This is a genomic window from Amycolatopsis sp. lyj-109 (genome assembly GCF_046548995.1).
Lineage (GTDB): Bacteria > Actinomycetota > Actinomycetes > Mycobacteriales > Pseudonocardiaceae > Amycolatopsis.
On sequence record NZ_JAJPWR010000022.1, the window covers coordinates 17,100 to 41,839 of the forward strand.

Consider the following 24,740-nt stretch of genomic DNA (forward strand, 5'->3'; position numbering starts at 1 on the left):
GCCGCAGGTCCGGCCAGCGACGTCCGGAATGACTCATTCCTGGCGTCGGAGGTCCTGAATGAGTCATTCATGACCTTTGTTGCGGGGGTGAGTGGGTGCCGGAAGCAGGTGGCCGGGCGGGCGCCGGCACCACCTCGCGCACCTGCAACTCGTCGACCCCGCCGACGTCCCGCGGTTCCGGCGGCTCGGCGCGACCGCGACCGTCCAGCCGCTGTGGGCGGTGCACGAGCCGCAGATGGACGAGCTGACCATCCCGTTCCTCGGCGACGCCCGCGCGGCCCGGCAGTACCCGTTCGGTGCCCTGCTGCGGGCCGGGGCCCGGCTGGCCGCCGGCAGCGACTGGCCGGTGAGCAGCCCCGACCCGCTGCAGGGCATCCACGTGGCGGTCAACCGGATCCCGTACGGCGAGGACGTCCCGGCGTTCCTCCCGGACCAGCGGATCGGCCTCGCCGCGGCGATCACGGCCTACACAGCGGGTTCCGCCTACGTCAGCCACTTCGACGACAGCGGCGCGATCCGCCCCGGCCACCGCGCCGACCTGGTCGTCCTCGACCGCAACCCCTTCGACGGCCCCGACCGCGAGATCGGGGCCGCGAAGGTGGCGATGACGTTCACCGGGGGCCGCTGCGTCCACGGGTCGTGACGGCCGCTTCCGGCTCGACGCTCACCCGCGGCCGCAGAGGCCGGGCTTCGAGGCCCTCGACGTCGATCACCAGGAACCAGTGGGCGTTGGCCGGAATGTGGATCTTGAACATCGGCGCGGTGGCCACCCCGCCGTGCATGCGGTAGTACTGCCGGCGCCGGTAGGCCTGGAAGTTGACCGCGGTCAGCAGCCTGACGTTGGCCATCGCGTCCAGGCGGACGGTGACCACGGCGTCTCTTCGCACCTTCCCGAGGTCGAACACGCTCGCTTCCATTTCGTCCCTCTTCCACGCGTGAATTTCGGTTCGGATTTCGCGGTCGCGGGCAGCGCGGATCGCGCCGCGGAGCACACGACGGACGGAAGGTCGGGACGGGACTAACCGGGCCCGGTGCCCGGCTTGCACGGCCGCCAGAGCGGCACGAAGTCCCCGTGCGTCCAGGGGGACGCGCGGAAGCGGTGCGGAGCGTGGCCCGCGGCCAGGAAGGCGGGCGGGACGCCGGAGCCGGCGCCGGTGGCGGCGTCGGAGGACGGCCCGGGCGAGCCGGGATGGGCCGGGGCGTCCCCGGGCCGGTGGTTGCCGGCGGTGGCGCGGTGGATCGCGGTCCTCTGCGGCCTGGCCGAGGTGGGCGCGGTGCAGGTGCGGCCGGGGGTGGCCGGGTGCGCGGCCTTCCCGGGGGCGGGAGCGCGCTTCCAGGCCTGGTCCGGCGGTGGGCCGGCCGCCGCGGTACGAGCGAGCGGGGTTGCCGGCCGGACGCCGGAGCCGGCCGCGGGCGCTTCGACGGCCTCGGTCACCGGAGCGACGACGGGCCGGCCGGCGCCGTCGGCGACAGGGGTGAGGATGTCGTTCAGGGCGGGCGAGGTGCCGCCGGTTACCGGTTTGACGACGCCGGTCAGGGCGGAGGCGATCGGTTCGACGAGCGGGGCGGCGGCCTTGGTCAGCGGGGAGAGGAGCTCCTTCGCGGCGCCTGAGACGGGTTCGAGCACGGGCCGGGTGGCTCGCGCGACGGGCGCTACGACGGCAGCGGCGGTTTCCGTTATCGGGGAGACCACGGCTGCCACGGCACGCGTCACCGGGGCGGCGGCACGCACGACCCCGGTCACCGGCGCGGCAACCACAGCCACGGTGTCGCCGACCGGCGAGACCACCGCTGCCACGGCACCCGTCACCGGGGCGGCGGCACCGGCCACCGGCGCGGCAACCTCAGCCACGGCTACGCCCATCGGCGAAACCACAGTGCCCGCCACCGGCTCGGCAGCACCCGCCGCCGATGCGACAACCGCAGCCGCAGTGTCACCCACCGGCGAAACCACCGCACGCGTCACCGGCCCGGCAACACCCGCCACCGGCGCGGCAACCACAGCCGCAGTCTCACCCACCGGCGAAACCACAGCACGCGTCACCGGCCCGGCGACCGCGGCCGCACTCGTCGCACCCGGCGAGGCAACCGTCCCCACGACCCGCGCCGCAACCGCGGCAGCGTTCCCCGACGACACCGCCGCCTTCGCCGTAAGCGAAACCGCCGAGCCGGCCGCGATCGGCGCCGCGACCGCATCGGCAGCCGGTCGCGAAGCCCGCGTGGCAGCCCGCTCCCCGTTCCGCGGTGCCTCGACCGCCGGTACCCCGCCCGTGCTCTTCGGCTGAGCCACCGGCGGCACCAGCGCGTCCACCACCGCCCCGATCGGATCCCCGCCACGGCCCGGCTGCCCAGCCGCCTCGGCGTTGCCCGACGTCAGCCAGCACACCAGCCACAAGCCCGCCACCGCTCCCGTCACTACCAGCAGCCGGCGGGCGACGACGGACGCGCCGCCCACCTCGCGAGCCCGGGTCACGTCGGCGAACCTCCACGGTGAGAACAGGCCTGGGACGTACCCTCCAACGCCGGTACCCACACCCCTGCTACGGGCCGTCCGGCGCTTCCACTCGGTCGGCCTAGTGCTTCCGTCGCGGCAAGCCCGGCTCGGGACTCCAGTCGGGCGAGACCGATGGGCCAGGTGCCCGCGCCGGGGTGCGTCCGCCCCGGTCAGGCTTCCTGTGCCCGCCGCTGCCCCGAAAGCGTGCCCAGGGCCGCGACGCCGTGCTGCAGGCCCTCCCGGAACGTCGCGCGCTGGCCCGGGCTCAGGTCGGCCAGGAGCGCGCTCTCCAGCTCCGCGACCGCCGGTGCGCAGCCCGCGAGCAGTTCGCGTCCGGCTTCGGTGAGGCCGGCCAGCAGGACGCGCTTGTTGCCCGCCTTCGGGGTCCGCGCGATCAGGCCGCGCTTCTCCAACGTCAGCACCATTTCGTGCATCGTCTGCGGCCGCAGGAACGACCGGCGCGCCAGCTGGGCCGAAGACAGCGCGCCGCTGGCCTCGAGGACGCTGAGCGCCGTGTACTGCAGCGTGGTGAGCCCGAGCGGCCGCAGGGCGTCGTCGAGCAGCGCCCTGATCACCAGCTCGAGCCGTTTGACCAGGTAAAGGGTCAACGGCGCGCCGGCGGGCTGCTCCTGGGCCGAGGTCGTCACGGCGCTCATCATGGCACGCGCCCGCCACTATGCTCCGATCATGGACCTCGGTCGGCAGACCCGCGTGCGCCAGGCGTTCGACACCTTCTTCGGAGCTGCGGAACCGCCGGCGGAAAACCACGTCCTCGAGCTCTTCCACCGCACCGCGGAAACCGTGCCCGCGTACCGGAAGTTCCTGCGGGAGCACGGGATCGACCCGGCGAGCGTCACGACGATGGCGGGCTTCGCGCGGCTGCCGCTGCTCGACAAGGCCGGCTACCACCGGAAGTACCCGCTGCCCGAGCTCTGCCGCGGCGGCACGTTCGACGAGCTCGACATGATCGCCGTCTCCTCCGGCTCCAGCGGCCGCCCGACGATCTGGCCGCGCGCGCTCGAAGACGAGCTGCACGTCGCCCGCCGGTTCGAAACCGTCCTGGCCGGCGCCTTCCAGGCCGACCGGCGCCGCACGCTCGCCGTCGTCTGCTTCCCGCTCGGCACCTGGGTCGGCGGCCTGTTCACCGCGGCGTGCGTGCGCCACCTCGCCGCCAAGGGCTGCCCGATCACCGTCGTGGCGCCGGGTAACAACAAAGCCGAGATCCTGCGTGTGCTGCCCGAGCTCGCGCCGCACTTCGACCAGGTGGTGCTGCTGGGGTACCCGCCGTTCGTCAAGGACGTCGTCGACACCGGGCTCGCCGAAGGCGTCGACTGGCCCGCGTACGCGATCAAGCTCGTGCTCGCCGGCGAGGTGTTCAGCGAGCAGTGGCGCGAGCTGGTGGCCGGGCGCGCCGGGATCGCCGACCCGGTCCGCGACATCGCGTCGCTGTACGGCACGGCCGACGCGGGCGTGCTCGGCACCGAAACCCCGGTGTCGGCGGGCATCCGCCGGTTCTTCGCCGGCCGCCCGGACCTGGCCCGCGAGGTCTTCGGCGACGCGCGGCTGCCGACGCTCGTGCAGTACGACCCGGCGAGCCGCTTCTTCGAGGTGCACGAGGGCACCCTGGTCTTCACCGCGGACGGCGGCATCCCGCTCATCCGCTACCACATCGCCGACGACGGCGGGCTCCTGCCGCACGCCGAGCTCCTCGGCTTCTGCGCCCGGCACGGCTTCACGCCGCCACCGGGCCCCGAGCTGCCGTTCGTCTACGTGTTCGGCCGCTCGCTGTTCACGGTGTCGTTCTTCGGGGCGAACGTCTACCCGGAGAACGTGACCGTGGGCTTGGAGCAGCCCGGCATCAGCGACACCGTGACGGGCAAGTTCGTCATCGAGTCGGTCGAGGACGCCGACCGCGACCGCCGGCTGCGCGTCACGGTCGAGACGGCGCCGGGCGCCACCGCCGACGCCGGCCGGATCGCGGCGGCCGTGCGCGATCAGCTGGTGCGGCTCAACAGCGAGTTCGCGCACTACGTGCCGCCGGAGCAGCAGCTGCCGGACGTCGTCCTGCGGGCGGCGGGTGACCCCGAGTACTTCCCCGTCGGAGTCAAGCACCGCTACACGCGGCAGGCCTAGTACTGCAGGGCGAGAACTTTGTTCGGTGCGGCCGAAGACAGCCTGCCAGGACAATCCTGGACGCCGGTCTGCCGGTCTGCCGCAGCTGGTCGTGAGTGTAATTTCGGTTTCTACCCCGAATTACCACTCACGACCACCAGCCACGGCAAACGGTGACCTTGTTCCCCAGGTCAAGCACCGCTACACGCGGCGGGCCTAGGGCCGGGCGAGTTTGCGGAACCGTTCGCGGCGCTCGTCGGCCGACGAGCCGTCGGCGATGTCGTCGTCGAACCACGAACACAGCGCCGCCCACAGCTCCGCGCGGGCCGCGAAGTCGTCCGCGACCACCGGGGTCTGCTCGAGTTCCGCCACGTCCGCCACCAGGTGGTCCAGCCGGCGGTCGCACAGCCGGACGTACTCGCGGACGACGATGTTCGCGTCGAGGTTCGTCTTCGCGCGCGGGCCCGCCGCCCCGCGCAGCTGGGCGTGCAGGCTTTCCTCGCAGTAGCGCGGGAATCCGGAGATCGAGCCCGGGTAGCCGGACTCGGCCGCCCAGTCGCGGAACGCGCAGATCGCCTGGTAGCGCGTGTACCAGTCCTGCTTCCCGGCCGCCAGGTTCGCCAGCTTCCGCCAGGCGTCGCGGTCGGCCGAACGCCAGCGGTCGAGGGTGCGGCCGTCCGGGAGCGGTCCCTCGTCGAGCGCGCGGACGCGCCAGAAGTGCGCCCGGCAGCCCGCGATCTCGGCGACCAGCCGGCGGACGTAGCCGACCTGCTCCCAGACGTGGGCGCGCTGCGGCCGCAGCGGTGCCGCGCGGTCCGGGGAGAACGTCACCATTTCGAACACGCGGAACAGCTCGTGCCCGCGCAGGGCCGCGAGGTCCGGGTCCTCGCCCATCACCCAGGAGCGGCGCTCCGGCAGCCGGCCGCTGTGGCTGATCGTCGCCGCGTGGTAGAGCTCGCGGACCGCGCGGCGGGCCACCTCGTCCCGCGCTTCGCCGAGCAGACGCGGGTTGCGCGCGCGGTCGCGCAGGTCGCGTTCGCCGCGCGGGCCGACTTCGAGCATCGCGATCGCGTACACGCTCGCCGCGTTGTAGCACTCCTCCCACGACCGGCGCGGCCCCGCGGCTTCGACGGTGTCGTCGAGCGCACCCGGGTCCGGCGGCCAGCGCCGGTCCGGGCAGACGTCGGCCAGCCGGACGCGGCTGCCGGGGTAGGCGGGCCGGGGCTCGGGTACCGCGCCGGTGACCGGTTCGACGTCCGCCATCGCGCGCCGCACCACCGACCAGACCAGCGACAGGTCGAGCGCGCGGTTCGTCAGCTGCTTCCAGCTGGGGCGCCAGCGGCGGCCGAACCGCCGGTAGTCCTCGATCAGCCGCTCGATCTCGTACTGCGACAGCGCGCCCAGGTACGACCGCATCTCCGCGGCGCGCTGGTTGTACTCGGCCAGCTGCGCCGGGGTCGCCTCGCTGATCAGGAGCTCCTCGACCGGCACCTGCAGCACGCGCCGGTGCAGCTCGAGCCGCATCTCGCGGGGGATCGCGTACGGGCGCGTCCGGACGTCGAGGTCGACGTACCGGCGGAAGCGCAGCTCGATCGCCACCCGCAGTTCGGCGCGGCGCAGCGCCCGCGCGTCGCCGGGGGCGCCCGCGGTGGTGCGCCGCACCCACCAGGACCCGGCGACCGAGTCGCCGTGGCCGAGGACGAGCGCGTGCCGGTAGCGGGCGATGAGCAGGGCGACGGCGCGGCCGCGGCCGGCGTGGCGGGGCTGGCGCGCGAAGTCGGGGCCGATCCACCAGCGGGCCAGCCGCGGGTGCCCCCGGCTGCAGACGGTGATCACGTCGTCGTAGGTGGCGAGCGCGTCGAGGTGCAGGTCGAGCTGTTCCTGCAGGGCGGCGATCTCGAGCCTGATGTAGACGTTCGAGGGGTCGAGGCTGACCGCGCGGTAGTACTCGGCGAGGGCTTCGTCGTAGCGGCGGTAGGCGATGAAGTGGTTGGCGCGCTGGTAGGCGTCGAAGAGCTCGTACGGGATCTTCGCGCCGCGCCAGGCGGCCCAGTGGATGTTCGTGCGGACGTAGGCGCTGCGCGGGATGACCAGCGCGGCCACGGCGTTCGCCGCGCGGTGCAGGACGCGCGGCCAGTTCGCGTCCTCGATCACCAGGGGACTCGCGGCGAACCGCGGGACGCGCACGAGTTCCAGGATGAGCTGGTGGCGGCCGGGGGTGTTGCCGGGCCGCACGGTGCCGGTGACGGTGAACGCGGCGGGCGGCTGGGCGAGCCGGATCACCTTGGTGACCGCCTTCCACCAGCCGTCCGCGGAATCGCCGGCGTGCTCGACGATCTGGAGGAAGTCGTAGGAGCTGCCGGCGCCCGGGACCGGTGTCGGGGTGTAGAGGCGGGAGGCGTTGAGGAACCGCTTGAAGGTGGCGGTCAGCTCGACGGCGGAGTCGATCTCGCGGTCGTGGCTGCCTTCGGCCCGTTCGTCGACGAACACCCGGATGTCGATCTGGTTGGCCCGGTAGGCGGCGGCTTCCAGCCGCGCCTTGCCGACGAAGTACAGCGTCAGGACGGCGGAGATGACCACCACGGACGTCTGCAGCACGGTCCAGGTGATCACGGTGGCGACCTTCGGGTCCCGCACGAACGTCCAGGACTGGAAGAACGGCAGGTAGGGCACGACGGCGAAGCCGGCCGCGACGAGCCCGGCCGTCACCGCGGCCAGCCACCACCGGATCCGGTGGGCCGCGGGCAGTTCCGCCTGGTCAAAGCCGCCGAGACGCCGCGCGTGCACCATCGATCACCCCCTCGTGTCAGATTACTCGCGGAGGGGGTGCGGTGCGTTACGGCCCGTTATCCGCGACGTCGGCGATCACCTGGGCGTGACGTCGATCGTCCACCGGCCCGGGAATGCGCCCAGTGGCATTGGGTGCGTCAGATGGCGCTGTGGCGAAGTCGTCGGATGCGGTAGCCGGGTGGTCTGCCGCGGCTTGTCGTGAGTGGTATTTAGGGTTCTAGCCCTAAATACCACTCACGACAAGCCGCGGCAGGACGGTAACCGGACCCTGGCCCGCCTTCGCTAACAGCATGGTCACATGCACCCAACGCCACTTTAGGGCGCTTGTTCCGGATGGCAAACAACGCGCAACGCGCGACAACTAGTGCAGATGCACTATGCTGAGGGTTCACGGTTGAGCCGTCAGCCGCAGCCGGACGTTTCGCGCCCGGGCAGGCACGCTGCCTCGTCCGGCCATCTCCGTCCCGATACGTCCGGTCCGCCCCCGCTGCTTGACGAAAGGGTGCCGCGATGGTTCCGGAACCGCGCTTGGCCGACCAGCTCACCGCCACCGACCAGCTGATCGCCGGCGGCCACATGTCCCTGCGGGTGCGCTCCCCCGGCCCCCGCACCCTGCTGGTCGAGGTGACCGGCGAGGTCGACCTCAGCACCGCCCGCCGCCTCGACGAAGTCCTGCAGGACCGGGTCCACGGCGAACTCGATGAGCTCGTCATCGACCTCGACGGCGTCACGTTCTTTTCCGTTGCCGGGCTGAACTCGCTGCTGCGCGCCCGGCTGCTCGCCGATTCGGCCGGGGTCTGCCTCACCGTGGCCGCGGGGGCGTCCCGTGCGGTGCGGCGGCTGTTCACGCTGCTGCCGGCCGGCTTCGGCAGCCTCGCGAAGGTGCGGCCGGTCCCCTGACCGGTCACCCGGACGCCGGACGGCCCAGCCGCCGGATGGCCTCGACGATCACCGCGTTCGGCGCCCCCTTGACCAGGTACTCGGTGACGCCGGCCGCGGCCAGCCCGGCGATCGAGGCCCGGTCGGCGTAGGCGGAGAAGGCCAGGATCGCGGTGTCCGGGCTGCGCCGGGCGATCTCGCGGGCCGCCCGTGCCCCGCCGCCGCCCGGCATCCGGACGTCGAGGACCGCGACCGCGGGCCGGTGCCGCTCGGCGAGCAGGATCGCCTCGTCGGCGTCGCCGGCCACCGCGACCACGGCGATGCCGTCCTCGGACTCCAGGACCTCCCTGAGGACGTCGCGGATCATCCCGTCGTCGTCGGAGATCAGCACGCGCAGCTCGGTCACGGTTCGAGCTCCGTCGCGTCGGGCAGCAGGGGCAGCCAGAACTCGACGACGGTGCCCTCGCCGGGCGCGCTGTCCACCGAGAGCCAGCCGTGCGCCGCTTCGGCGCGTTCGTGCATCTCGACCAGCCCGAAGTGGCCCGCGCCGGCGTCGCCCCCGGCCGTGCCGACGCCGTCGTCGGTGATCCGCACCAGGGTGCCGTTGTCCACTGTGGACAGCGTGACGGCTACCCGGGTGGCGCGCGCGTGCTTGTGGACGTTGCTGAGCGCCTCCTGGCAGATCCGGTACACGGTGATCGCCGCTTCGGGCGACGGCTCGGCGGTCAGCTCGTCCCGCACCTCGTGCGTCAGCCCCCAGCGGCCCGCGACGTCGTCGGTGTAGGCCGAGACCGCCTCCACCAGGCCGTGCCGGTCGAGCTCCGGCGGGCGCAGCCGGGAGACCAGGCCGCGCAGCCGGGCGATCGCGGCGGCGACCGACTCGTCGAGGCTGCCGACGGCGCTCGCGTGCGGTTCCGGCAGTCGGGAGGCCAGCAGCTGCAGGCGCATGCCGACGGCCACCATGGACTGGATCGACTCGTCGTGGACGTCCCAGGCGATCCGGCGCCGCTCCACCTCCTGCGCCTCGACGAGGTGCCCGACCAGCCGGCGGCGTTCGCGCAGGGCCTGCTCGGCGTTGCGGCGTTCGGTCATGTCGCGGGTGACCTTCCCGAACCCGTGCAGCCGCCCCTGCGCGTCGTACAGGGCCGTGATCACCACGTTCGCCCAGAACCGGGTGCCGTCCTTGCGCACCCGCCACCCCTCGTCCTCCAGCCGCCCCTCCGCGACGGCGACCTCGAGCTCCCAGGCCGGTTTTCCGGCGGCGACGTCGTCCGCGGGGTAGAACACCGAGAAGTGCTGCCCGATGATCTCCTGCGCCGCGTACCCCTTGATCCGCTCGGCGCCCGCGTTCCAGCTCGAAATGTGCCCGCCGGTGTCCAGCATGAAGATGCCGTAGTCCTGGACGCTCTGGACGAGCAGGCGGAACCGCTCTTCGCTCTCCCGCAGGGCCAACTCGGCCATCCGGCGTTCGGAAACGTCGCGGGTGACCTTCCCGAACCCCTGCAACCGGCCCTGCTCGTCGTACAACGCCGTGATCACCACGTTCGCCCAGAACCGGGTGCCGTCCTTGCGCACCCGCCACCCCTCGTCCTCCAGCCGGCCGTCCGCGACGGCGACCTCCAGCTCCCGGGCCGGCTTCCCCGCCGCCACGTCTTCCGCCGGGTAGAACACCGAAAAGTGCTGCCCGACGATCTCCTCTGCCGCGTACCCCTTGATGCGCTCCGCCCCCGCGTTCCAGGTCGAGATCCGGCCCTCGGTGTCGAGCATGAAGATCCCGTAGTCGAGTACTCCGTGCACCAGCAGGCGGAACCGGTCGTCGTCCATGCGGCAACTCTGCCGGATGGCCGCCCGCCCGGCACGGCCACCGGCCCGGCTCAGCCCGCGAGCTCCGCGGGCGAGGCCGGCAGGACGCACCAGACCACCTTCCCGCGGCCGTGGGGCGCGGTCCCCCGCACCGAGGACAGCCGGTCGACGAGGACGAGGCCCCAGCCCCCGTCGGTCCCCGCGGGGCGCCGCACCGGGGGCGCCGGGTTGTCGTCGAAGACCTCGATGCGGACGTCCCCGCCGTCCACGCTCAGCCGCAGGACCGGGTCGCCGCCGCCGTGGCGCAGCGCGTTCGTCGCGAGCTCGGTGACGACCAGCAGCGCGTCGTCGACGGCGGCACCGCCGGTCCAGGCCAGCAGGGCGAGCCGGGTGAACCGGCGCGCGGCGGCGAGGCCGCGCGCCGAACCGCTCAGCACGCACTCCGCGGTGAGCGGGGCAGGAATGGTCACGCCGTAAGCCTGCGCGAAGGGCACCCGGCGGCACGAGATGCAAAAGCCCCCACCTGGCTGGTGCAGCTGCATCAGCCGATGAGGCCCTCCCGGCGGGCCACCGCGACGGCTTCGAGCTTCGACCGCGCGCCGAGCTTTTCCAGCACCCGCTGGACGTGGTTGCGCGTGGTGTTGCGGGAGACGCCCAGCCGGAGGCCGATCTCGTCGGTGGTCGCGCCTTCGGCGAGCAGGTCGAGGGTTTCGCGTTCCCGGGCGGTCAGCGCCGCGCCGCCGCCCGGCCCGCGGCCGGTGAGCCGGTCGAAGACACCGGGCAGCAGCTCCGGGTCGAAGACCACGCCGCCGGCGGCCACGTCCCGCACGGCGGACTCGAGCACGCCGAGCTGGGAGGACTTCAGCAGCAGCCCCGCGCCGCCCGCCTTGGCGACCTGCACGGCGACCGCGGGGGTCGCGTCGCCGGTCAGCACCAGCACCCGCGCGCCGCCCGCACCGAGCTGCGCGACGACGCCGAGGGCGTCGCCGTCGGCGAGCCGCCGGTCCAGCACCACGACGTCCGGGGCGTGCTCGAGCACGTCGGCCACCGCCTCCGCCCGGGACCGGGCCCGGCCGACCACGGTGATCCCGTCCGCGCGGTCGAGGGCCAGCTGCAGCGCCTCGGCGACCATGTCGTGGTCCTCCACGAGCAGGACACGGACGGGACGAGGCTCATCGGCGCTGCTCACGGTGTTCCCTCACTCCGATGGTGACTGTGACAACCGGGCCTTCGCCCCGAGGCCGGGGGCTTCGCCACCCGGACCCCCCGAAAGCGGTGTGCCCGCCCATCCTAGGCGCCCGGGCGCGGGATCGCCGCCGGTCACCAGGCCGGGGAACTCGGCCGCAGCAGTCCTTCGGGGCCGGTGACCGGCAGCCAGTCGACGAGGTCCTCGTGGTGGCCCGCCGCCCGGAACACCGGCGGCCGGAACGAGCCGGCGGGCGACCCGGCGGCCCGCAGCGCCTCGAGGAACCGGGCGACCGCGCACGGCGGGGGCAGCACCTCGGGGCCGCCGAGGTAGGCGAGCACCTTCGCCGCGTCCCCGCCGGCGGGCTCGACGACCACCGACCAGCCGTGCACCTCGTCCCAGATCAGGGCCAGGTCGTGCCCCGGCAGGTCCGGGAGCGTGCGGTCGAGGGCGACGTACCCGGAGGCGGGCACGTCGAGGTCGAGCGAACACGACTCGAAGCCGACACCGACCGCCCGCGCGACCCGGGCCAGGTAGGCACGCAGCCCCCGGGCGAAGTGGTACTCGACGTCCCTGCCGAAGCCGATGAGCTTGTTCATGGTTCCGCCTCCCGCACCCATTGCAGGCTCGGAATACCCGATTCGGCCGGCGATCACACTTTCGTGGTCATTCTTCGATGGCCCCGCCCACCGCCCGGAGGTGCGCACGGAAAGTCAAGGCCGGATCCGTTTCCCGGGCCGCAAGGAAATCACCGAAACGCACCTGCTGCCGCAACGGTTCGCCGCCGCGGATCCGGTCGGCCTGGCGGCGTTCGGTGTCACGGATTCCTTCGGCGAGGGTGAACAAGTCACCCGCCCGGGCGAGCGGGACGAAGAGGACGCCGTCGTCGTCGCCCAGCACGAGGTCCGCCGGGCCGATCCGCCAGGTCCCCACGATCGCCTCGGCGAGCCCGCCGTCGACACGCGGCCCGAGACTGAGCGGGCCGGTGGGCAGCGAGCCGAGGCTGAACACCGGCAGCCCGATCGCGCGGATGTCCGCGGTGTCGCGGTGCAGGCCCCAGATCACCACTCCGGAGAGCCCGGCGGCGCGCGCTTCGAGGACGACGAGGTCCCCTACGCAGCTTTCGTCGAGCCGGCCGCCGTTGTCGACCACCAGCACCCCGCCTTCGGGGGCGTCTTCCAGGGCTTCGAGGAAGACGTCGACGCTGCCGACGTGCCGGGCGGGGACGGCCGGGCCGAACAGCCTGCTGCCCGGCACCACCGCGCGCGTCGGGGCCGGCGCGCACCGCACCGGCAGCCCGGCGCGGATGCAGGCGTCGGCGAGGTGTGCGGTGGTCAGCGTGGCGAAGCGCTGCCTGAGTCCTTCGTGCTCCATGCCCGGAATCTAGTACTACAGGGACACTTGTGTGCGTGACCTGGGGAAACAAGGTCACCGTTTGCCGTGGCTGGCGGTCGTGAGTGGTAATTCGGGTTCTAACCCGAATTACCACTCACGACCAGCTGCGGCAGACCGGCAGACCGGCGTCCAGGATTGTCCTGGCCGGCCATCTTCGGCCGCACCGAACAAAGATCTCGCCCTGCAGTACTAGCCAGCGTCCCGGGTCTCCCCCGTCAGCCACGCCAGGTACTCGGCGCTGCCGCCGACGATCGGGGTGGCGATCACCTCCGGCAGGTCGTAGCCGTGCAGCTGCCGCAGGCGTTCGGTGAGCGCTGGCACGCGATCGGCGGTCGTCTTGATCTCCACCCGCCACTCCTGGTCGGTCTGCACCGCACCCTCCCACCGGTAGACGCTGGTGATCGGGCCGACGACCTGGGCGCAGGCACCCAGGCGGGCTCGAATCGCCTGCGTGGCGAGCTCGCGGGCTGCTGCTTCCGAATCCGTCGTGGACGTCACGATCACGTGTACTGCCGGCATGCCGCCGAGGCTACCGGCGAGGTCACGGCGTCGCCTTGGTCTTCGAGCTCGTGGTGGTCGTCGGGGTCGTGGTCGTCGTCGGAGTCGTCGTCTTGGCCGGCGTCGTCGTGCGGGGCGGCGTCTTGCGCCGGGTCGGCGGGGCCGTCGTGTGGGGCGGTACCGCCGTCGCCTGGGTGGTCTGCGGCTCCTCCGGCGGCGGCAACGTCACCAGCGTGGGTGTCTCGCTCGCCGCACTCGTCGACGGCGCCGGGGTGGTCCCCGACGGGCTGCCGCCGGAGTTGCTCACCGCCACCGCCACGCCGCCGATCGCCACGACCGCCACCGCGCACAGGCCCACCACCACGCCGCGACGGGAGGCCCGCCGGCCCGGGGTCGAGCCGGGTTTGGCACCACCCAGCGCCGGTGGCGGTGCGCCCGCCCCGAACTCGGGCATGACCATCGCGCGGGTCTCCGGCCGCGGCGACGGCACGCGCGGGACGTCCGGCACCGGCGGGACCGCCGGCCTCGACTCCGTCGCCTGCACCAGCCCGGAGCGGCCGGAGGCGAGCGCCGCCGCTCCGAGCGCGACGCCGTACTTCGGGTGGATGTCGACGGCCGTCGGGCGGCCGAGTTCCGCGGACACCAGCTGGGACACCAGCGGGATCCGTGACGAACCGCCCACCAGCAGCACCGCGCCGAGGTCGGCCGGGCGCAGGTTCGCCGAGCGCAGGGCGCGGTGCAGCGAACCGATCGTCGCCGTGATCGACGGGCGGATCATCTCCTCGAACTCGCCGCGGGTCAGCCGGACCTCGGTCTGCACCGACGGCAGCAGCACCGGGACGGCCACCTCGGTGTCCGCGGACAGGGCCTCCTTCGCCAGCACGCATTCCTGGCGCAGCCGCACGACCGCCGCCACCGCGCGCGGGTCGTCCGGGTCGACCTGCGACAGCGTCCCGTCGAGGGCCCGGTCGACGTGCCCGAACACGGCCTCGTCGAAGTCGATTCCGCCCAGGCCCTCGATGCCTTCCGGCGTGCCGAGGATTTCGAACCCGCCGCCCCGCTTGCGGAGCACGGTCGCGTCGAACGTGCCGCCGCCGAGGTCGTACACCGCGACGACCGCGCCGTCGTCCAGCCGCTCCTGGGCCGCGTAGTGCGCCGCCGCGGCCTCGGGCTCGGTGATCAGGCCGACGCGGTCGATCCCGGTCAGCTTCGGCACCTGCGCGAACAGCTCCCGCTTGTAGGGTCCCCAGTTCGCCGGGTGGGTGAGCATGATCCGGTCCGGGCGCCCGCCCTGCTGCCCGGCGACCGTCCGCACGACGTATCCGAGCAGGTGGGCCATCAGTGACGCCACCGAGTGCGGCGCGCCGCCGAGCAGCACCGGGGTCGGGTCGCCCAAGCGCCGCTTGAACTCCCGGGCCACGCGGTCGGGTTCGGCGGCCGCGCGCCGGGTCGCCGCGTCGCCGGCGAGCACGCTGCCGTCCGCGCGCAGCAGCACCACCGACGGGATGGCCGCCGTGCGGTCGCCGAGCGAAACCATCTCGACGTGGCCGGCCCGATCGACGGCGGCGGCCGTGAAGGTCGTGCCGAGGTCGATGCCCAGTCCGTAGCCCATGTCAGCCTCCGCCGCCGGTGTGCGCGTGGTCCCAAGTCGGGTGATCTGCGGGAACCGGTTCGGGCTCCGCGAAGTGGTGGTCTTCGTGCTCCGGCGGGTCGTGCGGCTCCGCCGGCGGTGGATCGTGCGGCTCCGGCGGCGGGTCGTCGGGCAGGTGCCGCGCGTCCGGCACGGCGTCCGGTTCCGGCTCGTGGTGCCGGGGCGGCTCGAACGGGCGATCCTTCCCGGCGGGATCCGGGTGCCGCGGCGGCTCGAACGGGTGGTCCTTCTCCGCCGGGTGCGGCCGGGTCCCGGTGACCTCGCCGGCGTCGTGGTGCACCGGTGCGCGTTCGGTGGCGAAGCTGTGCCGCGGGACCGGGTGCTCGGCGAGCGACGCCGACGCCGCCAGCGTGGTCTCGACGGCCACCGGCGCACTGTCCACTGCGGACGGAAGCCGGCCGACCGTGACGACCGGCGGGGGCAGCGGGCCCGGCAGCGCCGGGGCCGGGGCGGTGACCTGCGCGGTCACCGTGACGCCGCGGCCCTTGTCCGCGATCACCTCGGTCTGGTGGATGGCCGGCCCGGCCGGCTCGCCGAACGGGTCGTCGGCCGTGGCCTGCTCGTCCACGACGACCCCGACCTCGATCCCGGGCGGCCCGGTCTCGGCTTCGTCGAGGATCACCGTCTCCTCCTGGAACACCTCGATGTCGCCGTGCCCCGGCGCGTCGGGGGTGAGCTCGTAGGTCAGCGAGCCCTCGTGCTCCACGGTGATCGTGCCGTCCGGGTTCTCGTGGATGACGATGCCGGCGTCCTGGACGATGTCGATGTCGGTGTCGCCGGGGGTGCCGTCGCCGGGGACGACGAGGTGCTGGTGGTCGACGTACACCTCGTCGCTGCCGTTGTCGTGCACCACGAACCGTTCGGTCGCGTCGATGATGAAGTTGCCGAACTCGTCCTCGCGAACGTCGATCTGTTCGAACTCCTCGACGGTGGGCAGCTCCTTCAGCGGCACACCGCCGGTCGTCTCCGGGTGCCAGACCGTGCCGGTCCGCGCCTCCACGTGGCCGTCCTCGCCGCGGGTGACGGTGCTGGTCTCGACCTGCGGCACGTACTCGTGGGCGCCAGTCTCGTGAGCGGCAGTGTCGTGCGGGGTCTCCGCGGCGGCCGGCTCGGGCTGGGACGGCGGCGCGGCGGGTGATCCGGGCGCGAGCGCGTTGCCCGCCACCTCCGACGCGACGGCGCCGGCGACGGCCGCGGCCGTCCGCTTGATCTTCTTCGGCAGCTCGTTCACCGCAGGACCTCCGCCCTGGCTTCGCTGAGCAGGATTCCCTCGCAGGTGCGCACCAGCACGCGCGCCGCTTCGCGGACATCACGCGGGGACGCGGGGTGCTCGGCGCGCCGTTGCCACCTCAGCAGCTGCGCGCCGAGCGCCTGCCGGATCGCGGTGCGGCCCGCGTCCCCCGGCAGGCCCAGCCGGCTCGGCACGTCCACCCCGGTCGCGCCGAGCAGCCGTTCCGCGTCGCGGGCCTCGTCGGTGGTGAACAGCACGACGCCGAGCCGGATCGAGTCGATCAGCCGGATCTCGGCGAACTCGTGCGCCCCCGCGACGATCCGCTCCCATTCGTGCAGCAGGCCGCCGGTGCGGTCCGGGTAGGCGCGCAGCACCTGTTCCACCGCCTGCAGCGCCGAGCGGGCCTTGAGCACGTCGGCCCGCGCGGCGAACTGCGTGGTCAGCAGCGACCGGAGGCGGTGCAGGCCGCTGCGGGCCAGCAGTTCGCCGGACAACGCCCTGGCGCCCGTCACCAGCTCGCCGCCGACCAGCTCGTGCGCCAGCCGCACGCCGAACAGGCCGTAGCGGGCCAGCAGCTCGGCGCGTTCGGCCGCCGGGACGTCCACTCCGGGCTCGTCGGACTCGCCGGAGAACCGGTCGGCCGAGGTCAGCAGCCTCGCCACGGCGGCCTCCGGCGCGGCCGCGAGCCGCCGGAACGCGCGGAACTCGGACTCCTTGAGCGTCGCCGCGGAGCTGGCCAGCAGCCCGGCCACCGGGACCACGGTCTGGCAGAGCCCGCGGACGCGGGAGTCGCGGGCGTAGCGGCCGGCGATCTTCGCCGCCGAATCGAGCGCGTCGGCCCGGGCGTGCCCGACTTCGTCGGCCTTCGCCAGCACGCCGATCGTGTTCACCGGGCGGCGCTGCGCCGGGTCGTCGTGGAAGGCGTCGAGGAACCGGACGTCGTCGCCGTGCACGTGCCGCATCAGGTACACCACGGCGTCGGCGGTGCCCACGCCGTCACCCTCGGGCACCAGCGCCGCTTCGGTGCGGCCCGAGACCTCCGCGCGCGCCGAACCGAGCCCGGGCGTGTCGATCAGCGTCATCGCGCGCAGGGCGGGCGACGGCCAGTCGACGACGAGCCGGTCGACGTCGTCGGGCGCGATGCCGAGTTCGAGGCCGAGTGTGCCGGACAGCCTGCCGAAGGGCAGCTGGCGCGGCATGCCGCGGACGGGGTGCAGCATGATCCGGTAGGTCGGGCCGTTGCGGTACCAGGTGACGACCCGGGTGCACTCCCCCGCGTCGGTCGCCGCCAGTTCCTGGCCGACGAGGGCGTTGAGCAGGGTGGACTTCCCGGCCTTGACGCGGCCGGCGATCGCGACGCGCAGGGGTTCGGCGAGCCGGCCGGCGATCTGCCGCAGCTGCGGCTCGGCGGGCGAACCCGCGTAACCGGCGCACGCGCGGGCGACGAACCCGCGGACCTGGAGGTGGAGCTGGTTCATCGGGCCACCGCCTTGACGGGCTTCGATCCGCTGCGGACGGTGAGCTCGTCGGCGCGGCGGTGGAGCACCTCGAGGGCTTCGATGTCGGCCTCCAGCCGCTTGAGCTCCGCCGCCTCGGCGTCGTCGTCGACGACGGCCTTCTTGGCGTTCGCGAGTGCTTCGGTGAGGGAGCGCTGAAGTTCCTCGACGCGCGCGCTGTAGGCGTCGCGGAGTTCTCGTTGGACGGTGCGCATCGCGTCCCGGGAATCCTTGCCGACCTGGAGGTTGAACTCGTCGACGAACCGGCGCACCGCGGTCTTGGCCAGGCCGCGGCGCTTCTCCAGCTGCCGCTTGCGCTCGTCGACGAAGCCGGATCGGCCCATGAGCAGGCCGGCCGCGACCCCGAACGGCGTCGGGATGGCCAGCGCGGCCATCTTGGTGAGCATGGAGAACATCAGGAAGCCGCTGTAGGCCTTCTGGAACGCGGCCATCCCGGTGGCGCCGCGGGTCTTGACCCCGGTGAAGGACGAGTCGATGTCGATCTCCTCGACGACCTTCACCGGCGCCTGGACCTCGCGCGGCAGCACGGCCTGGGATTCGGCGAGCTCGAAGTGGTCGGCGACCCGGCCCGCCACGCCCCTGGCGTGCTTGACGAACGTCGCGTAGTTCTCGAGCGTCTCGTTCGCCAGGCGCTGCCGCAGCCACTTCTCGAACTCGGCCCAGTTCTTGGCGGGGTCGCCCTCCTCGATGGCCTCTTCGGCCTCGTGCAGGACGCCGCGGGAGCGGGCGCGCAGGTCGTAGTCCACATCGGACGAAATGTCGGCGAAGCCGTCGAAGAGCAGCTGCTGCCACTTCGCGGACTGGCTGCGCAGCGCGTCGACGCGGTCGTTGACCCGGCCCAGTTCCGCGACGAGCGCGGCGGACTGCTCGGGGTGGGCGAGCGCGGTGCGGCGGGCGCGCAGGCCGGCGTGCAGCTGCCCGACCGCGGACCCGACGTGCAGGCCGACGGCGTTGAGCGCGGCCCGCTCGGCGTCCCCGACCACCCCCTGCAGGCGCTTGACCAGCTGCGGGAAGCCGGATTCGACGTTCATTTCCTGGTCGGCCGAGCGGGCGGCGACGGTGCGGAGCTCTGACGAGACGGCGATCGTGTCGATGGTGATGCCGCAGGCCGCGAGGTGGCCGGCGTTGAGCTCGAGGATGCGCCGCCACTGCGGGTAGAGGTCGATCTTGGTGAGGACGAAGAAGACGGCCGGGCAGAGTTCCTGCACCGTGCGGAGGAACCGCAGCTCGGCGCCGGTGAGTTCCTGGGAGGCGTCGGAGAGGAAGAGGACCGCGTGCGCCCGCGGGAGGGAGCTCACGGTGACGGCGTTGTGCAGCGAGCCGAGCCCGCCGACGCCGGGGGTGTCGACCAGCACCAGCCCACCGGAGAGCAACTGGCGGCTGATCGACGCGGTGACCGACTTGAGCCTGCGGACGTTGCCGGGATTCCCGGCTTCGCTCACATGTGCAGGAAGGTCTTCGAGGGAGATCCGCTCGGTCCACGGCGGCGACGACGGGTCGGCCGGCTCGTAGGTCGCCAGAGCCCCGGACTCCGACGCGTACCGGACCACGGTCGGCACCGCGGTCGCGATGTCGTCGTCGACCGGGCAGATCTTCGCGGTCAGCAGGGCGTTGATGAGCGAACTCTTGCCCTGCTTGAATTCCCCGACGACGTAGACGGTGACGTCGGGTTCGGACAGCAGGCGCCGGGCGTCGGTGAGGCGCTGGACGAGATCGTCCCGCCCGTAGGCCTTCGCACCCTTGACGGCCAGGTCCAGGGTGTCGAGGGCGATGCGCCCCCCGCCACTCGGCTCCTGCATGACCGCTCCTCTTGCTTGTTCACTCGGTTGCCGGCGCCGGTTCAGTAGTGGTCGGCGTCGTGGTGGTGGTGATCGGCGTGGTGGCCGTGGTCTTGGTGGCCGTGGTCGTGGCCGCCGTGGTGGTGCTCGTGTTCGTGGCCGTGGTGCTCGGTGGCCGCCTGCTCGTTGAACTGGTTGCCGCCGTGGTGGCCCTGGGCCTGTTCGTTCTGGAAGATGTTGCCGTGGCCGCCCGTGGAGGCCTGCTCGTTGAACTGGTTGCCGCCGTGGCCTTGGCCCTGTTCGTTCTGGAAGATGTTGCCGTGGCCGCCGGTCGAGGCCTGCTCGTTGAACTGGTTCCCGCCGTGGCCACCCGAGCCCTGTTCGTTCTGGAAAATGCTCCCGTGGCCGCCTGTGGAAGCCTGCTCGTTGAACTGGTTCCCGCCGTGGCCACCCGAGCCCTGCTCGTTCTGGAAAATGCTCCCGTGGCCGCCGGTCGAAGCCTGCTCGTTGAACTGGTTCCCACCATGACCGCCCGAGCCCTGCTCGTTCTGGAAGATGTTTCCCACGCCGCCCGTGGAAGCCTGCTCGTTGAACTGGTTGCCACCGGAACCGCCGGAACCCTGCTCGTTCTGGAACACGTCACCGTGGTGGCCGGCCGACGCCTGCTCGTTGAACTGGTTCGCACCGCGGCCGGCACCCTGCTCGTTCTGGAAGATGTCCCCACCGCGGCCACCCGTCGAAGCCTGCTCGTTGAACTGGTTCCCACCCGAACCACCCGAACCCTGCTCGTTCTGGAAGATGTCCCCACCGCGGCCACCGGTGGAAGCCTGCTCGTTGAACTGGTTCCCGCCGTGGCCTCCGGAACCCTGCTCGTTCTGGAAGATGTCCCCGCCACCACCCGTGGAAGCCTGCTCGTTGAACTGGTTCCCACCCGAACCACTTGAACCCTGCTCGCTCTGGAAAACGTCGCCCGATGAAGTCGTCATCGTGTGCACTCCTGACATTCGGATCGGTGAAGCCCGCGCCCCTCCGTTGTCATCCAGTGTCGAGCCGCCGGACGTCCGGGTCATGAGTAGCGACCTACTCGGGTTCCCGCGCCCCGGCCGGCCGGTTACCTACGGACCGTCGCCCGGGTTACTCCCCGGCTCCGGCTGCCCCACCACCGAAGCGAGCTCCCGCCGCCCCGAAATACCCAGCTTCGCGTAGACGCCGTGCAGCACGTTGTCCACCGTGCGGACCGACACCACGAGGCGGTCGGCGACGGCTCGGCTCGTCAGGCCGGTGGCCACCAACCGCGCGATCTCCAGCTCCCGGACCGTCAGGTCGAGCGGGGTGTCCAGCAACGCCAGCGCCGGAGTCGCGGCGTCCTCACAGGACGCGAGCCACGCCTGGGCCCGCTGGGCCGAGCCGACCGCGCTGCCCAGCTTGCCCGCCGTGCGGTGGAGCCGCGCCGCCTCGGCCGCCGCCTCCGCCGCCAGCAACCGGGCCCCGAGGCCGGCGAACGCCGTTGCGACCGCGTCCACACCGGCCGCGTCCCCCGTGGACAGTGCCCGCGCGTGGGCCGCGTACAGCGACACCAGCGGCCCGTCCAGGCCCGAGGCGAACTCGGGCACGCCGAAGCGGACCAGGTCGTGCCGGATCTCCGCCGCGACCGCCGCCCGGCCCGTCGATTCCGCGGCCGCCGCCGCGGTTGCCGCCAGCTCCGCGGCCCGGGTCAGCTCGCCCCGGGCGGCGGCCGCCCAGGCGCCGGCCCAGTCACCGAGCGGGCCGGGCAGGTCCACGTCCTCGGGTCGGCCGGCCATCGCCGAGGCCCGGGCCCACGCCGCCGTCACCGCGGGGCGGAATTCGTACGGCTGGTCGTGTCCCTCCACGGCCAGCGCTTCGCGGAGCCGGCGGATCGCCGCCCGCACGTTGCCGTACGCGAGCGCGACCGTCCCGAGGGACGCCGCCGCGCCCGCCAGCGCCGGGCCCCAGCGGTCGCGGACCGCGTGCCGGTAGTCGTCGCCCGCCAGGTCCTCGGCCTCTTCCAGGCGGCCCGCCCGGCAGAGCGCGACGATCCGGGCGTGCTCCAGCCGGACCCGGGACCCCGGCACGGAGGCACCGGACGTCGCGATCGCGAGTCCCTCTTCGACGACGCCGAGGCACGCTTCGGTGCGCCCGGAATCGGCGAGTGCCCCGGCCGCGACCACGAGTGCCCCGAGGCGGAGCTCGTCGCCGCGGTGGTGGCGGTCCAGCACCGGGCCGAGCAGGTCCAGGGCCGCGCCCGCCGCGCCGGCCGCCGCGCGCAGGGCCGCCCGGGCGATCACGAGGTCGTCGGCCGGGCCGGACACCGCCGTCTCGGCCGTGTCCAGCACCGCTTCGGCGTCGGAAAACCGGTTCAGGCCGAACGCCAGGTTCCGGGCCCGTGTCCCGGCGACGCGCGCGTGCTGGACGTCCGACACCGTTTCGCCGGCGAGCTCCGCCAGCAAGGCATCGGCGTCGGCGTGCCGTCCGCCCGCGATCCGGACCTGGGCCAGCAGGAACTTCGCGGCGAACCCGCCGCCCAGCCGGACGGCTTCCGCGGCCAGCTGCTCGGCCTGCGGGAAGTCCTTGCGCAGCAACGTCTCCGCCGCGTCGCGGACGAGCTGCGGGTCGGTCGGCAGCCCGGCGGCCAGCCGCCAGCGCACCAGCCGCGGCTTGTCCTCGGCGCGCCGGGCGCCGGTCAGGTCCAGGGTGCGGGCGAGGATGCGGTAGGTGTCGCGCTGCCGCAGCGGCGACGTCCGCCGCCGGATCACCTCGGCGTAGAGCGGGTGCGCGAGGCGGACGTTCAGCCGCCGCCCGGTGCGTTCCGACACGACGAGCCCGGCCTGCTCGGTGGAGGCCAGCACGCGCGCGGCGCCGAGCCGCAGCAGTGGTTCGCAGCCCAGCGGCTCCCCGAAGGCCAGCAGTTCCAGCAGCCGCCGTTCGTCGGCATCGACGCGGTCGGTGCGGGTTTCGATCAGCTCGACCAGCCGCGGGGACGCGCTGAGGGCACCGCTCCACCGCCACAGGCCGTCCGCGGCCGACAGCGAACCGCTGTCGAGCCCGCCCTGGACGAGTTCCCGCAGGAACAGCGGGTTCCCGAGGGTCAGGTGCCACAGGCGGTGCTCCGCGCCGTCCTCGAGCCGCCCGCCCAGTGCCGCGGTGATCAGTTCGGCGGTCTGCGGCCGGCTCAGCTCGCCGACGTCGAGCCGCTCGGCGACGCGGTCCTTCCACATCGCGAACACCGGGCCGGGCACGCTCACCCCGTGCGGCGCGATCACGACGACGAACGCCGACGCGGTCGCGGCCAGCTGGTGCACCAGGGTCGCGGAAAGGTCGTCGAGCAGGTGTGCGTCGTCGACGCAGAGCACGAGCCGGCGCCCCTCCGCGCCGCGGGTGAGGTGGCCGGCGACCTGGTTGAGCCGGTGGGCGCGGTCCGCCGTGCCGTCCGCGCTGCCGGGCAGGAGGTGGGCGAAGGCGCCGAACGGGATCGTCGAAGCGGACGACATCGCGCGCACCCAGTGCGTGCGCGCCCCGTCGGCGGCCAGCTCGGCCAGCAGCACCTTGGCCAGGCGGGTCTTGCCGGCGCCGGCGCGCCCGGTCAGCAGCAGGCCGCACACCTCGGCGTCGGCCAGCGCCCGGCGCGCGAACGCCAGTTCCTGTTCGCGGCCGACCAGTGGCCAATCGTTCACCACCCCCACTGCCTCCCCGCCCGCCTGTCGTCCACGCACAGCTGTGTTGGGATAATGACAATGCCGGGACCCACGAAGTACCGAATCCGCACAGCAATTTGGCATAAATCGCCAAGCGGTGCGACAAAACCGACAAAGCAGACACTTGATCTGCAATTTGGTGAGCATTTTCCGGCAATTCTCCCGACACCGTGATCAACCGTTTTCGCGGAATTCAGGACAACGCCTCGCCGGAGGAGCCAGGATGGGCGAGCCCGTTCCCCGACGTGAGGATCCGAGGATGCGCCGCCTGCCCGCACTCGCCACCGCCGCGATCACCACCGCCGCCCTGCTGACCGCCGGGACCGCCCACGCCGCGAGCCCGCCGTTCTCCGCGTCGGTGTTCCGCGCGACCCACAACAGCTATTCGGGCAACGTCGACGGCGCCAAGAATTCCGTCACTTACCAGCTCGACCACGGAGTGCGGTTCCTGGAACTCGACGTGCACGACAACGGCTACGCGACGTCGCGCGACTACGCCGTCGGGCACGACTCGCCCGGGAACCTCGTGGACCACAGCGGCGGCAACCCCGCGTCGAACAACCTCCGCGACTGGCTGGCGGTGGTGAACACCTGGTCGGCGCAGCACCCGGCCGCCGCCCCGATCGTCGTCATGCTCGACCTCAAGGACGACCTGACCGACAACCCGTCGTTCGCGGCGGGCAACCTGACGGCGCTCAACCAGGAACTGGAGTCGGTGTTCGGCGGACGGCTGCTGCACGCACAGGACTACCCGGCGGCGCAGCCGGACGTCGACGCGCTGCGCGGGCGCGTGCTGCCGCTGCTGTCCGGTGACGGCGGCTCCCGCACCGAGTACAAGCGCGACGTCGGCTACCACCCGGCGGTCGCGCTGAACGGCCGCGGCCAGGTCGTCGAGGTGCACGACTCCGGGACCGGCGGGCTCTGGTACTGGACCGGGACCTACGGCGCCGACGGGCGGGTCACCTGGCTGCGGCACGGCAAGTACGACAACGGCCAGACGCCGGCCGTCGCGCTCAACGACAACGGCGACCTCGTCGAGGTCCACCAGTCCGAGGGCGCGTCCACCCTCTGGTACCACGTCGGCAAGCTCGGCGCGGGCGGCGAGATCACCTGGCAGGAAAGCCACCAGTACGACAACGGCGTGCTGCCGACGGTCGCCTTCACCGACGCGACGCACCCGCGGGAGATCCACAAGAGCCAGAACAACAGCCAGAACTGGGCCTGGGACGGCGTGCTGACGGGCACCACGGTGTCGTGGACCGGCAACGCCAAGACCTCCGACGCGCGGTTCGCCAAGGCGACGGCCACCAGTGCCGGTCGCACGGTGTCCGTGTGGACCGGCGCGGACGGCCCGACCTCGGCGCAGACGCTGCGGGCCGACACCGACCGGGTCGGCGGCGACCGGATCCGCTACCGGCAGGTCGCCTTCGACGAGTTCCAGAAGGGCGACAGCGCCGAGCTCCAGCAGGGCGCGCTGTTCTACGGCGCGCCCGCGTCGGAGTCCGCGTTCATCACCTCGGCGAGGCAGTCGGGCAAGCTGGTCCGGGGCTGGGACTTCGATTCGGGGAGCCAGGCCACCTCTCCCCTGGCGAACTACCCGGCGACGAACCACCCGTACGACAGCTGGTACCAGACGCTGCTGACGCAGAACGGCGCCGTCGAGTAGGCCACCGTCAGCGCTTCGCCAGGGACC

The 24,740-nt window shown here is 73.0% G+C and carries 21 protein-coding genes; 5 read left to right on the plus strand and 16 right to left on the minus strand.

Annotated features, from left to right (window positions below; all coding sequences use genetic code 11):
• Positions 1 to 91 precede the first annotated feature (91 nt).
• The gene (locus tag ACLJQF_RS37030) at positions 92 to 643 is read left to right on the plus strand and encodes an amidohydrolase family protein (protein ID WP_410614936.1); all 552 of its coding nucleotides are present in this window, start codon (positions 92 to 94) and stop codon (positions 641 to 643) included.
• On the opposite strand, the gene ACLJQF_RS37035 is transcribed toward ACLJQF_RS37030, so the two are convergent.
• From ACLJQF_RS37035 to ACLJQF_RS37045, 3 genes are all read right to left on the minus strand, one after another.
• Positions 612 to 917 carry a DUF1883 domain-containing protein gene (locus tag ACLJQF_RS37035; RefSeq protein WP_410614937.1) on the minus strand — a complete coding sequence of 102 codons (306 nt, stop codon included), beginning with the start codon at positions 915 to 917 and terminating at the stop codon, positions 612 to 614. The two genes, ACLJQF_RS37030 and ACLJQF_RS37035, sit on opposite strands and share 32 nt — an antisense overlap.
• 101 nt (positions 918 to 1,018) lie before the next feature.
• Positions 1,019 to 2,473, minus strand: coding sequence for a hypothetical protein (locus ACLJQF_RS37040; protein WP_410614938.1), 1,455 nt, complete (start codon positions 2,471 to 2,473; stop codon positions 1,019 to 1,021).
• A gap of 191 nt (positions 2,474 to 2,664) precedes the next feature.
• Complete coding sequence (locus ACLJQF_RS37045; RefSeq protein ID WP_410614939.1) at positions 2,665 to 3,153, minus strand: MarR family winged helix-turn-helix transcriptional regulator; 489 nt, start codon at positions 3,151 to 3,153, stop codon at positions 2,665 to 2,667.
• Positions 3,154 to 3,181: 28 nt separating this feature from the next.
• Here ACLJQF_RS37045 and ACLJQF_RS37050 point away from each other — a divergent pair, with 28 nt between their 5' ends.
• Positions 3,182 to 4,627 carry a phenylacetate--CoA ligase family protein gene (locus ACLJQF_RS37050; RefSeq protein WP_410614940.1) on the plus strand — a complete coding sequence of 482 codons (1,446 nt, stop codon included), beginning with the start codon at positions 3,182 to 3,184 and terminating at the stop codon, positions 4,625 to 4,627.
• Positions 4,628 to 4,822: 195 nt separating this feature from the next.
• Here ACLJQF_RS37050 and ACLJQF_RS37055 read toward each other — a convergent pair whose 3' ends face one another.
• The gene (locus ACLJQF_RS37055; RefSeq protein ID WP_410614941.1) at positions 4,823 to 7,396 is read right to left on the minus strand and encodes a hypothetical protein; all 2,574 of its coding nucleotides are present in this window, start codon (positions 7,394 to 7,396) and stop codon (positions 4,823 to 4,825) included.
• Between the two features lie 510 nt (positions 7,397 to 7,906).
• Between ACLJQF_RS37055 and ACLJQF_RS37060 the strand changes: the two genes are divergently transcribed.
• Positions 7,907 to 8,296, plus strand: a complete 390-nt coding sequence (locus ACLJQF_RS37060; RefSeq protein WP_410614942.1) for an STAS domain-containing protein — start codon at positions 7,907 to 7,909, stop codon at positions 8,294 to 8,296.
• 4 nt (positions 8,297 to 8,300) lie between these two features.
• Here the strand turns inward: ACLJQF_RS37060 and ACLJQF_RS37065 are convergent, their stop codons facing one another.
• The 11 genes from ACLJQF_RS37065 to ACLJQF_RS37115 form a co-directional block, all read right to left on the minus strand.
• A complete protein-coding gene (locus ACLJQF_RS37065; protein ID WP_410614943.1) occupies positions 8,301 to 8,681 on the minus strand; it encodes a response regulator transcription factor in 381 nt (126 codons plus the stop codon).
• On the minus strand, positions 8,678 to 10,099 hold the full coding sequence (locus ACLJQF_RS37070; RefSeq protein ID WP_410614944.1) for a PAS domain S-box protein: 1,422 nt from the start codon (positions 10,097 to 10,099) through the stop codon (positions 8,678 to 8,680). Before ACLJQF_RS37070 ends, ACLJQF_RS37065 begins: the two co-directional genes overlap by 4 nt.
• Before the next feature lie 50 nt (positions 10,100 to 10,149).
• A complete protein-coding gene (locus ACLJQF_RS37075; protein ID WP_410614945.1) occupies positions 10,150 to 10,548 on the minus strand; it encodes an ATP-binding protein in 399 nt (132 codons plus the stop codon).
• Positions 10,549 to 10,619: 71 nt separating this feature from the next.
• Positions 10,620 to 11,267, minus strand: a complete 648-nt coding sequence (locus ACLJQF_RS37080) for a response regulator transcription factor (protein ID WP_410614946.1) — start codon at positions 11,265 to 11,267, stop codon at positions 10,620 to 10,622.
• 131 nt (positions 11,268 to 11,398) lie between these two features.
• Positions 11,399 to 11,863: a DUF6292 family protein gene (locus ACLJQF_RS37085; protein ID WP_410614947.1), complete on the minus strand. Its 465-nt coding sequence runs from the start codon at positions 11,861 to 11,863 to the stop codon at positions 11,399 to 11,401.
• A gap of 67 nt (positions 11,864 to 11,930) precedes the next feature.
• A complete protein-coding gene (locus ACLJQF_RS37090) occupies positions 11,931 to 12,638 on the minus strand; it encodes an RraA family protein (protein WP_410614948.1) in 708 nt (235 codons plus the stop codon).
• 210 nt (positions 12,639 to 12,848) lie between these two features.
• On the minus strand, positions 12,849 to 13,178 hold the full coding sequence (cutA, locus tag ACLJQF_RS37095) for a divalent-cation tolerance protein CutA (RefSeq protein WP_410614949.1): 330 nt from the start codon (positions 13,176 to 13,178) through the stop codon (positions 12,849 to 12,851).
• 22 nt (positions 13,179 to 13,200) lie between these two features.
• Positions 13,201 to 14,769: an Hsp70 family protein gene (locus tag ACLJQF_RS37100; protein WP_410614950.1), complete on the minus strand. Its 1,569-nt coding sequence runs from the start codon at positions 14,767 to 14,769 to the stop codon at positions 13,201 to 13,203.
• A gap of 1 nt (position 14,770) precedes the next feature.
• Positions 14,771 to 16,039, minus strand: coding sequence for a hypothetical protein (locus ACLJQF_RS37105; RefSeq protein ID WP_410614951.1), 1,269 nt, complete (start codon positions 16,037 to 16,039; stop codon positions 14,771 to 14,773).
• Entirely contained in the window at positions 16,036 to 17,517 is a 1,482-nt protein-coding gene (locus ACLJQF_RS37110; RefSeq protein WP_410614952.1) for a dynamin family protein, read from the minus strand. The genes ACLJQF_RS37105 and ACLJQF_RS37110 overlap by 4 nt, the downstream gene beginning before the upstream one ends.
• Positions 17,514 to 19,355, minus strand: a complete 1,842-nt coding sequence (locus ACLJQF_RS37115) for a dynamin family protein (protein ID WP_410614953.1) — start codon at positions 19,353 to 19,355, stop codon at positions 17,514 to 17,516. Before ACLJQF_RS37115 ends, ACLJQF_RS37110 begins: the two co-directional genes overlap by 4 nt.
• A gap of 47 nt (positions 19,356 to 19,402) precedes the next feature.
• Between ACLJQF_RS37115 and ACLJQF_RS37120 the strand changes: the two genes are divergently transcribed.
• Positions 19,403 to 20,278, plus strand: a complete 876-nt coding sequence (locus tag ACLJQF_RS37120; protein ID WP_410614954.1) for a hypothetical protein — start codon at positions 19,403 to 19,405, stop codon at positions 20,276 to 20,278.
• Positions 20,279 to 20,449: 171 nt separating this feature from the next.
• Here ACLJQF_RS37120 and ACLJQF_RS37125 read toward each other — a convergent pair whose 3' ends face one another.
• On the minus strand, positions 20,450 to 23,026 hold the full coding sequence (locus ACLJQF_RS37125) for an AAA family ATPase (protein WP_410614955.1): 2,577 nt from the start codon (positions 23,024 to 23,026) through the stop codon (positions 20,450 to 20,452).
• 280 nt (positions 23,027 to 23,306) lie between these two features.
• Between ACLJQF_RS37125 and ACLJQF_RS37130 the strand changes: the two genes are divergently transcribed.
• The gene (locus ACLJQF_RS37130; RefSeq protein WP_410614956.1) at positions 23,307 to 24,713 is read left to right on the plus strand and encodes a hypothetical protein; all 1,407 of its coding nucleotides are present in this window, start codon (positions 23,307 to 23,309) and stop codon (positions 24,711 to 24,713) included.
• Positions 24,714 to 24,740: the final 27 nt, after the last annotated feature.

Bases quoted from the DNA above. Each gene is read 5' to 3' on its own strand.
- ACLJQF_RS37115 (WP_410614953.1), bottom strand. From the start codon at position 19,355: ATGCAGGAGCCGAGTGGCGGGGGGCGCATCGCCCTCGACACCCTGGAC.
- ACLJQF_RS37100 (WP_410614950.1), bottom strand. From the start codon at position 14,769: ATGGGCTACGGACTGGGCATCGACCTCGGCACGACCTTCACGGCCGCC.
- ACLJQF_RS37110 (WP_410614952.1), bottom strand. From the start codon at position 17,517: ATGAACCAGCTCCACCTCCAGGTCCGCGGGTTCGTCGCCCGCGCGTGC.
- ACLJQF_RS37050 (WP_410614940.1), top strand. From the start codon at position 3,182: ATGGACCTCGGTCGGCAGACCCGCGTGCGCCAGGCGTTCGACACCTTC.
- ACLJQF_RS37130 (WP_410614956.1), top strand. From the start codon at position 23,307: ATGCGCCGCCTGCCCGCACTCGCCACCGCCGCGATCACCACCGCCGCC.
- ACLJQF_RS37090 (WP_410614948.1), bottom strand. From the start codon at position 12,638: ATGGAGCACGAAGGACTCAGGCAGCGCTTCGCCACGCTGACCACCGCA.
- ACLJQF_RS37060 (WP_410614942.1), top strand. From the start codon at position 7,907: ATGGTTCCGGAACCGCGCTTGGCCGACCAGCTCACCGCCACCGACCAG.
- ACLJQF_RS37045 (WP_410614939.1), bottom strand. From the start codon at position 3,153: ATGATGAGCGCCGTGACGACCTCGGCCCAGGAGCAGCCCGCCGGCGCG.
- ACLJQF_RS37085 (WP_410614947.1), bottom strand. From the start codon at position 11,863: ATGAACAAGCTCATCGGCTTCGGCAGGGACGTCGAGTACCACTTCGCC.
- ACLJQF_RS37070 (WP_410614944.1), bottom strand. From the start codon at position 10,099: ATGGACGACGACCGGTTCCGCCTGCTGGTGCACGGAGTACTCGACTAC.
- cutA (WP_410614949.1), bottom strand. From the start codon at position 13,178: ATGCCGGCAGTACACGTGATCGTGACGTCCACGACGGATTCGGAAGCA.
- ACLJQF_RS37055 (WP_410614941.1), bottom strand. From the start codon at position 7,396: ATGGTGCACGCGCGGCGTCTCGGCGGCTTTGACCAGGCGGAACTGCCC.
- ACLJQF_RS37035 (WP_410614937.1), bottom strand. From the start codon at position 917: ATGGAAGCGAGCGTGTTCGACCTCGGGAAGGTGCGAAGAGACGCCGTG.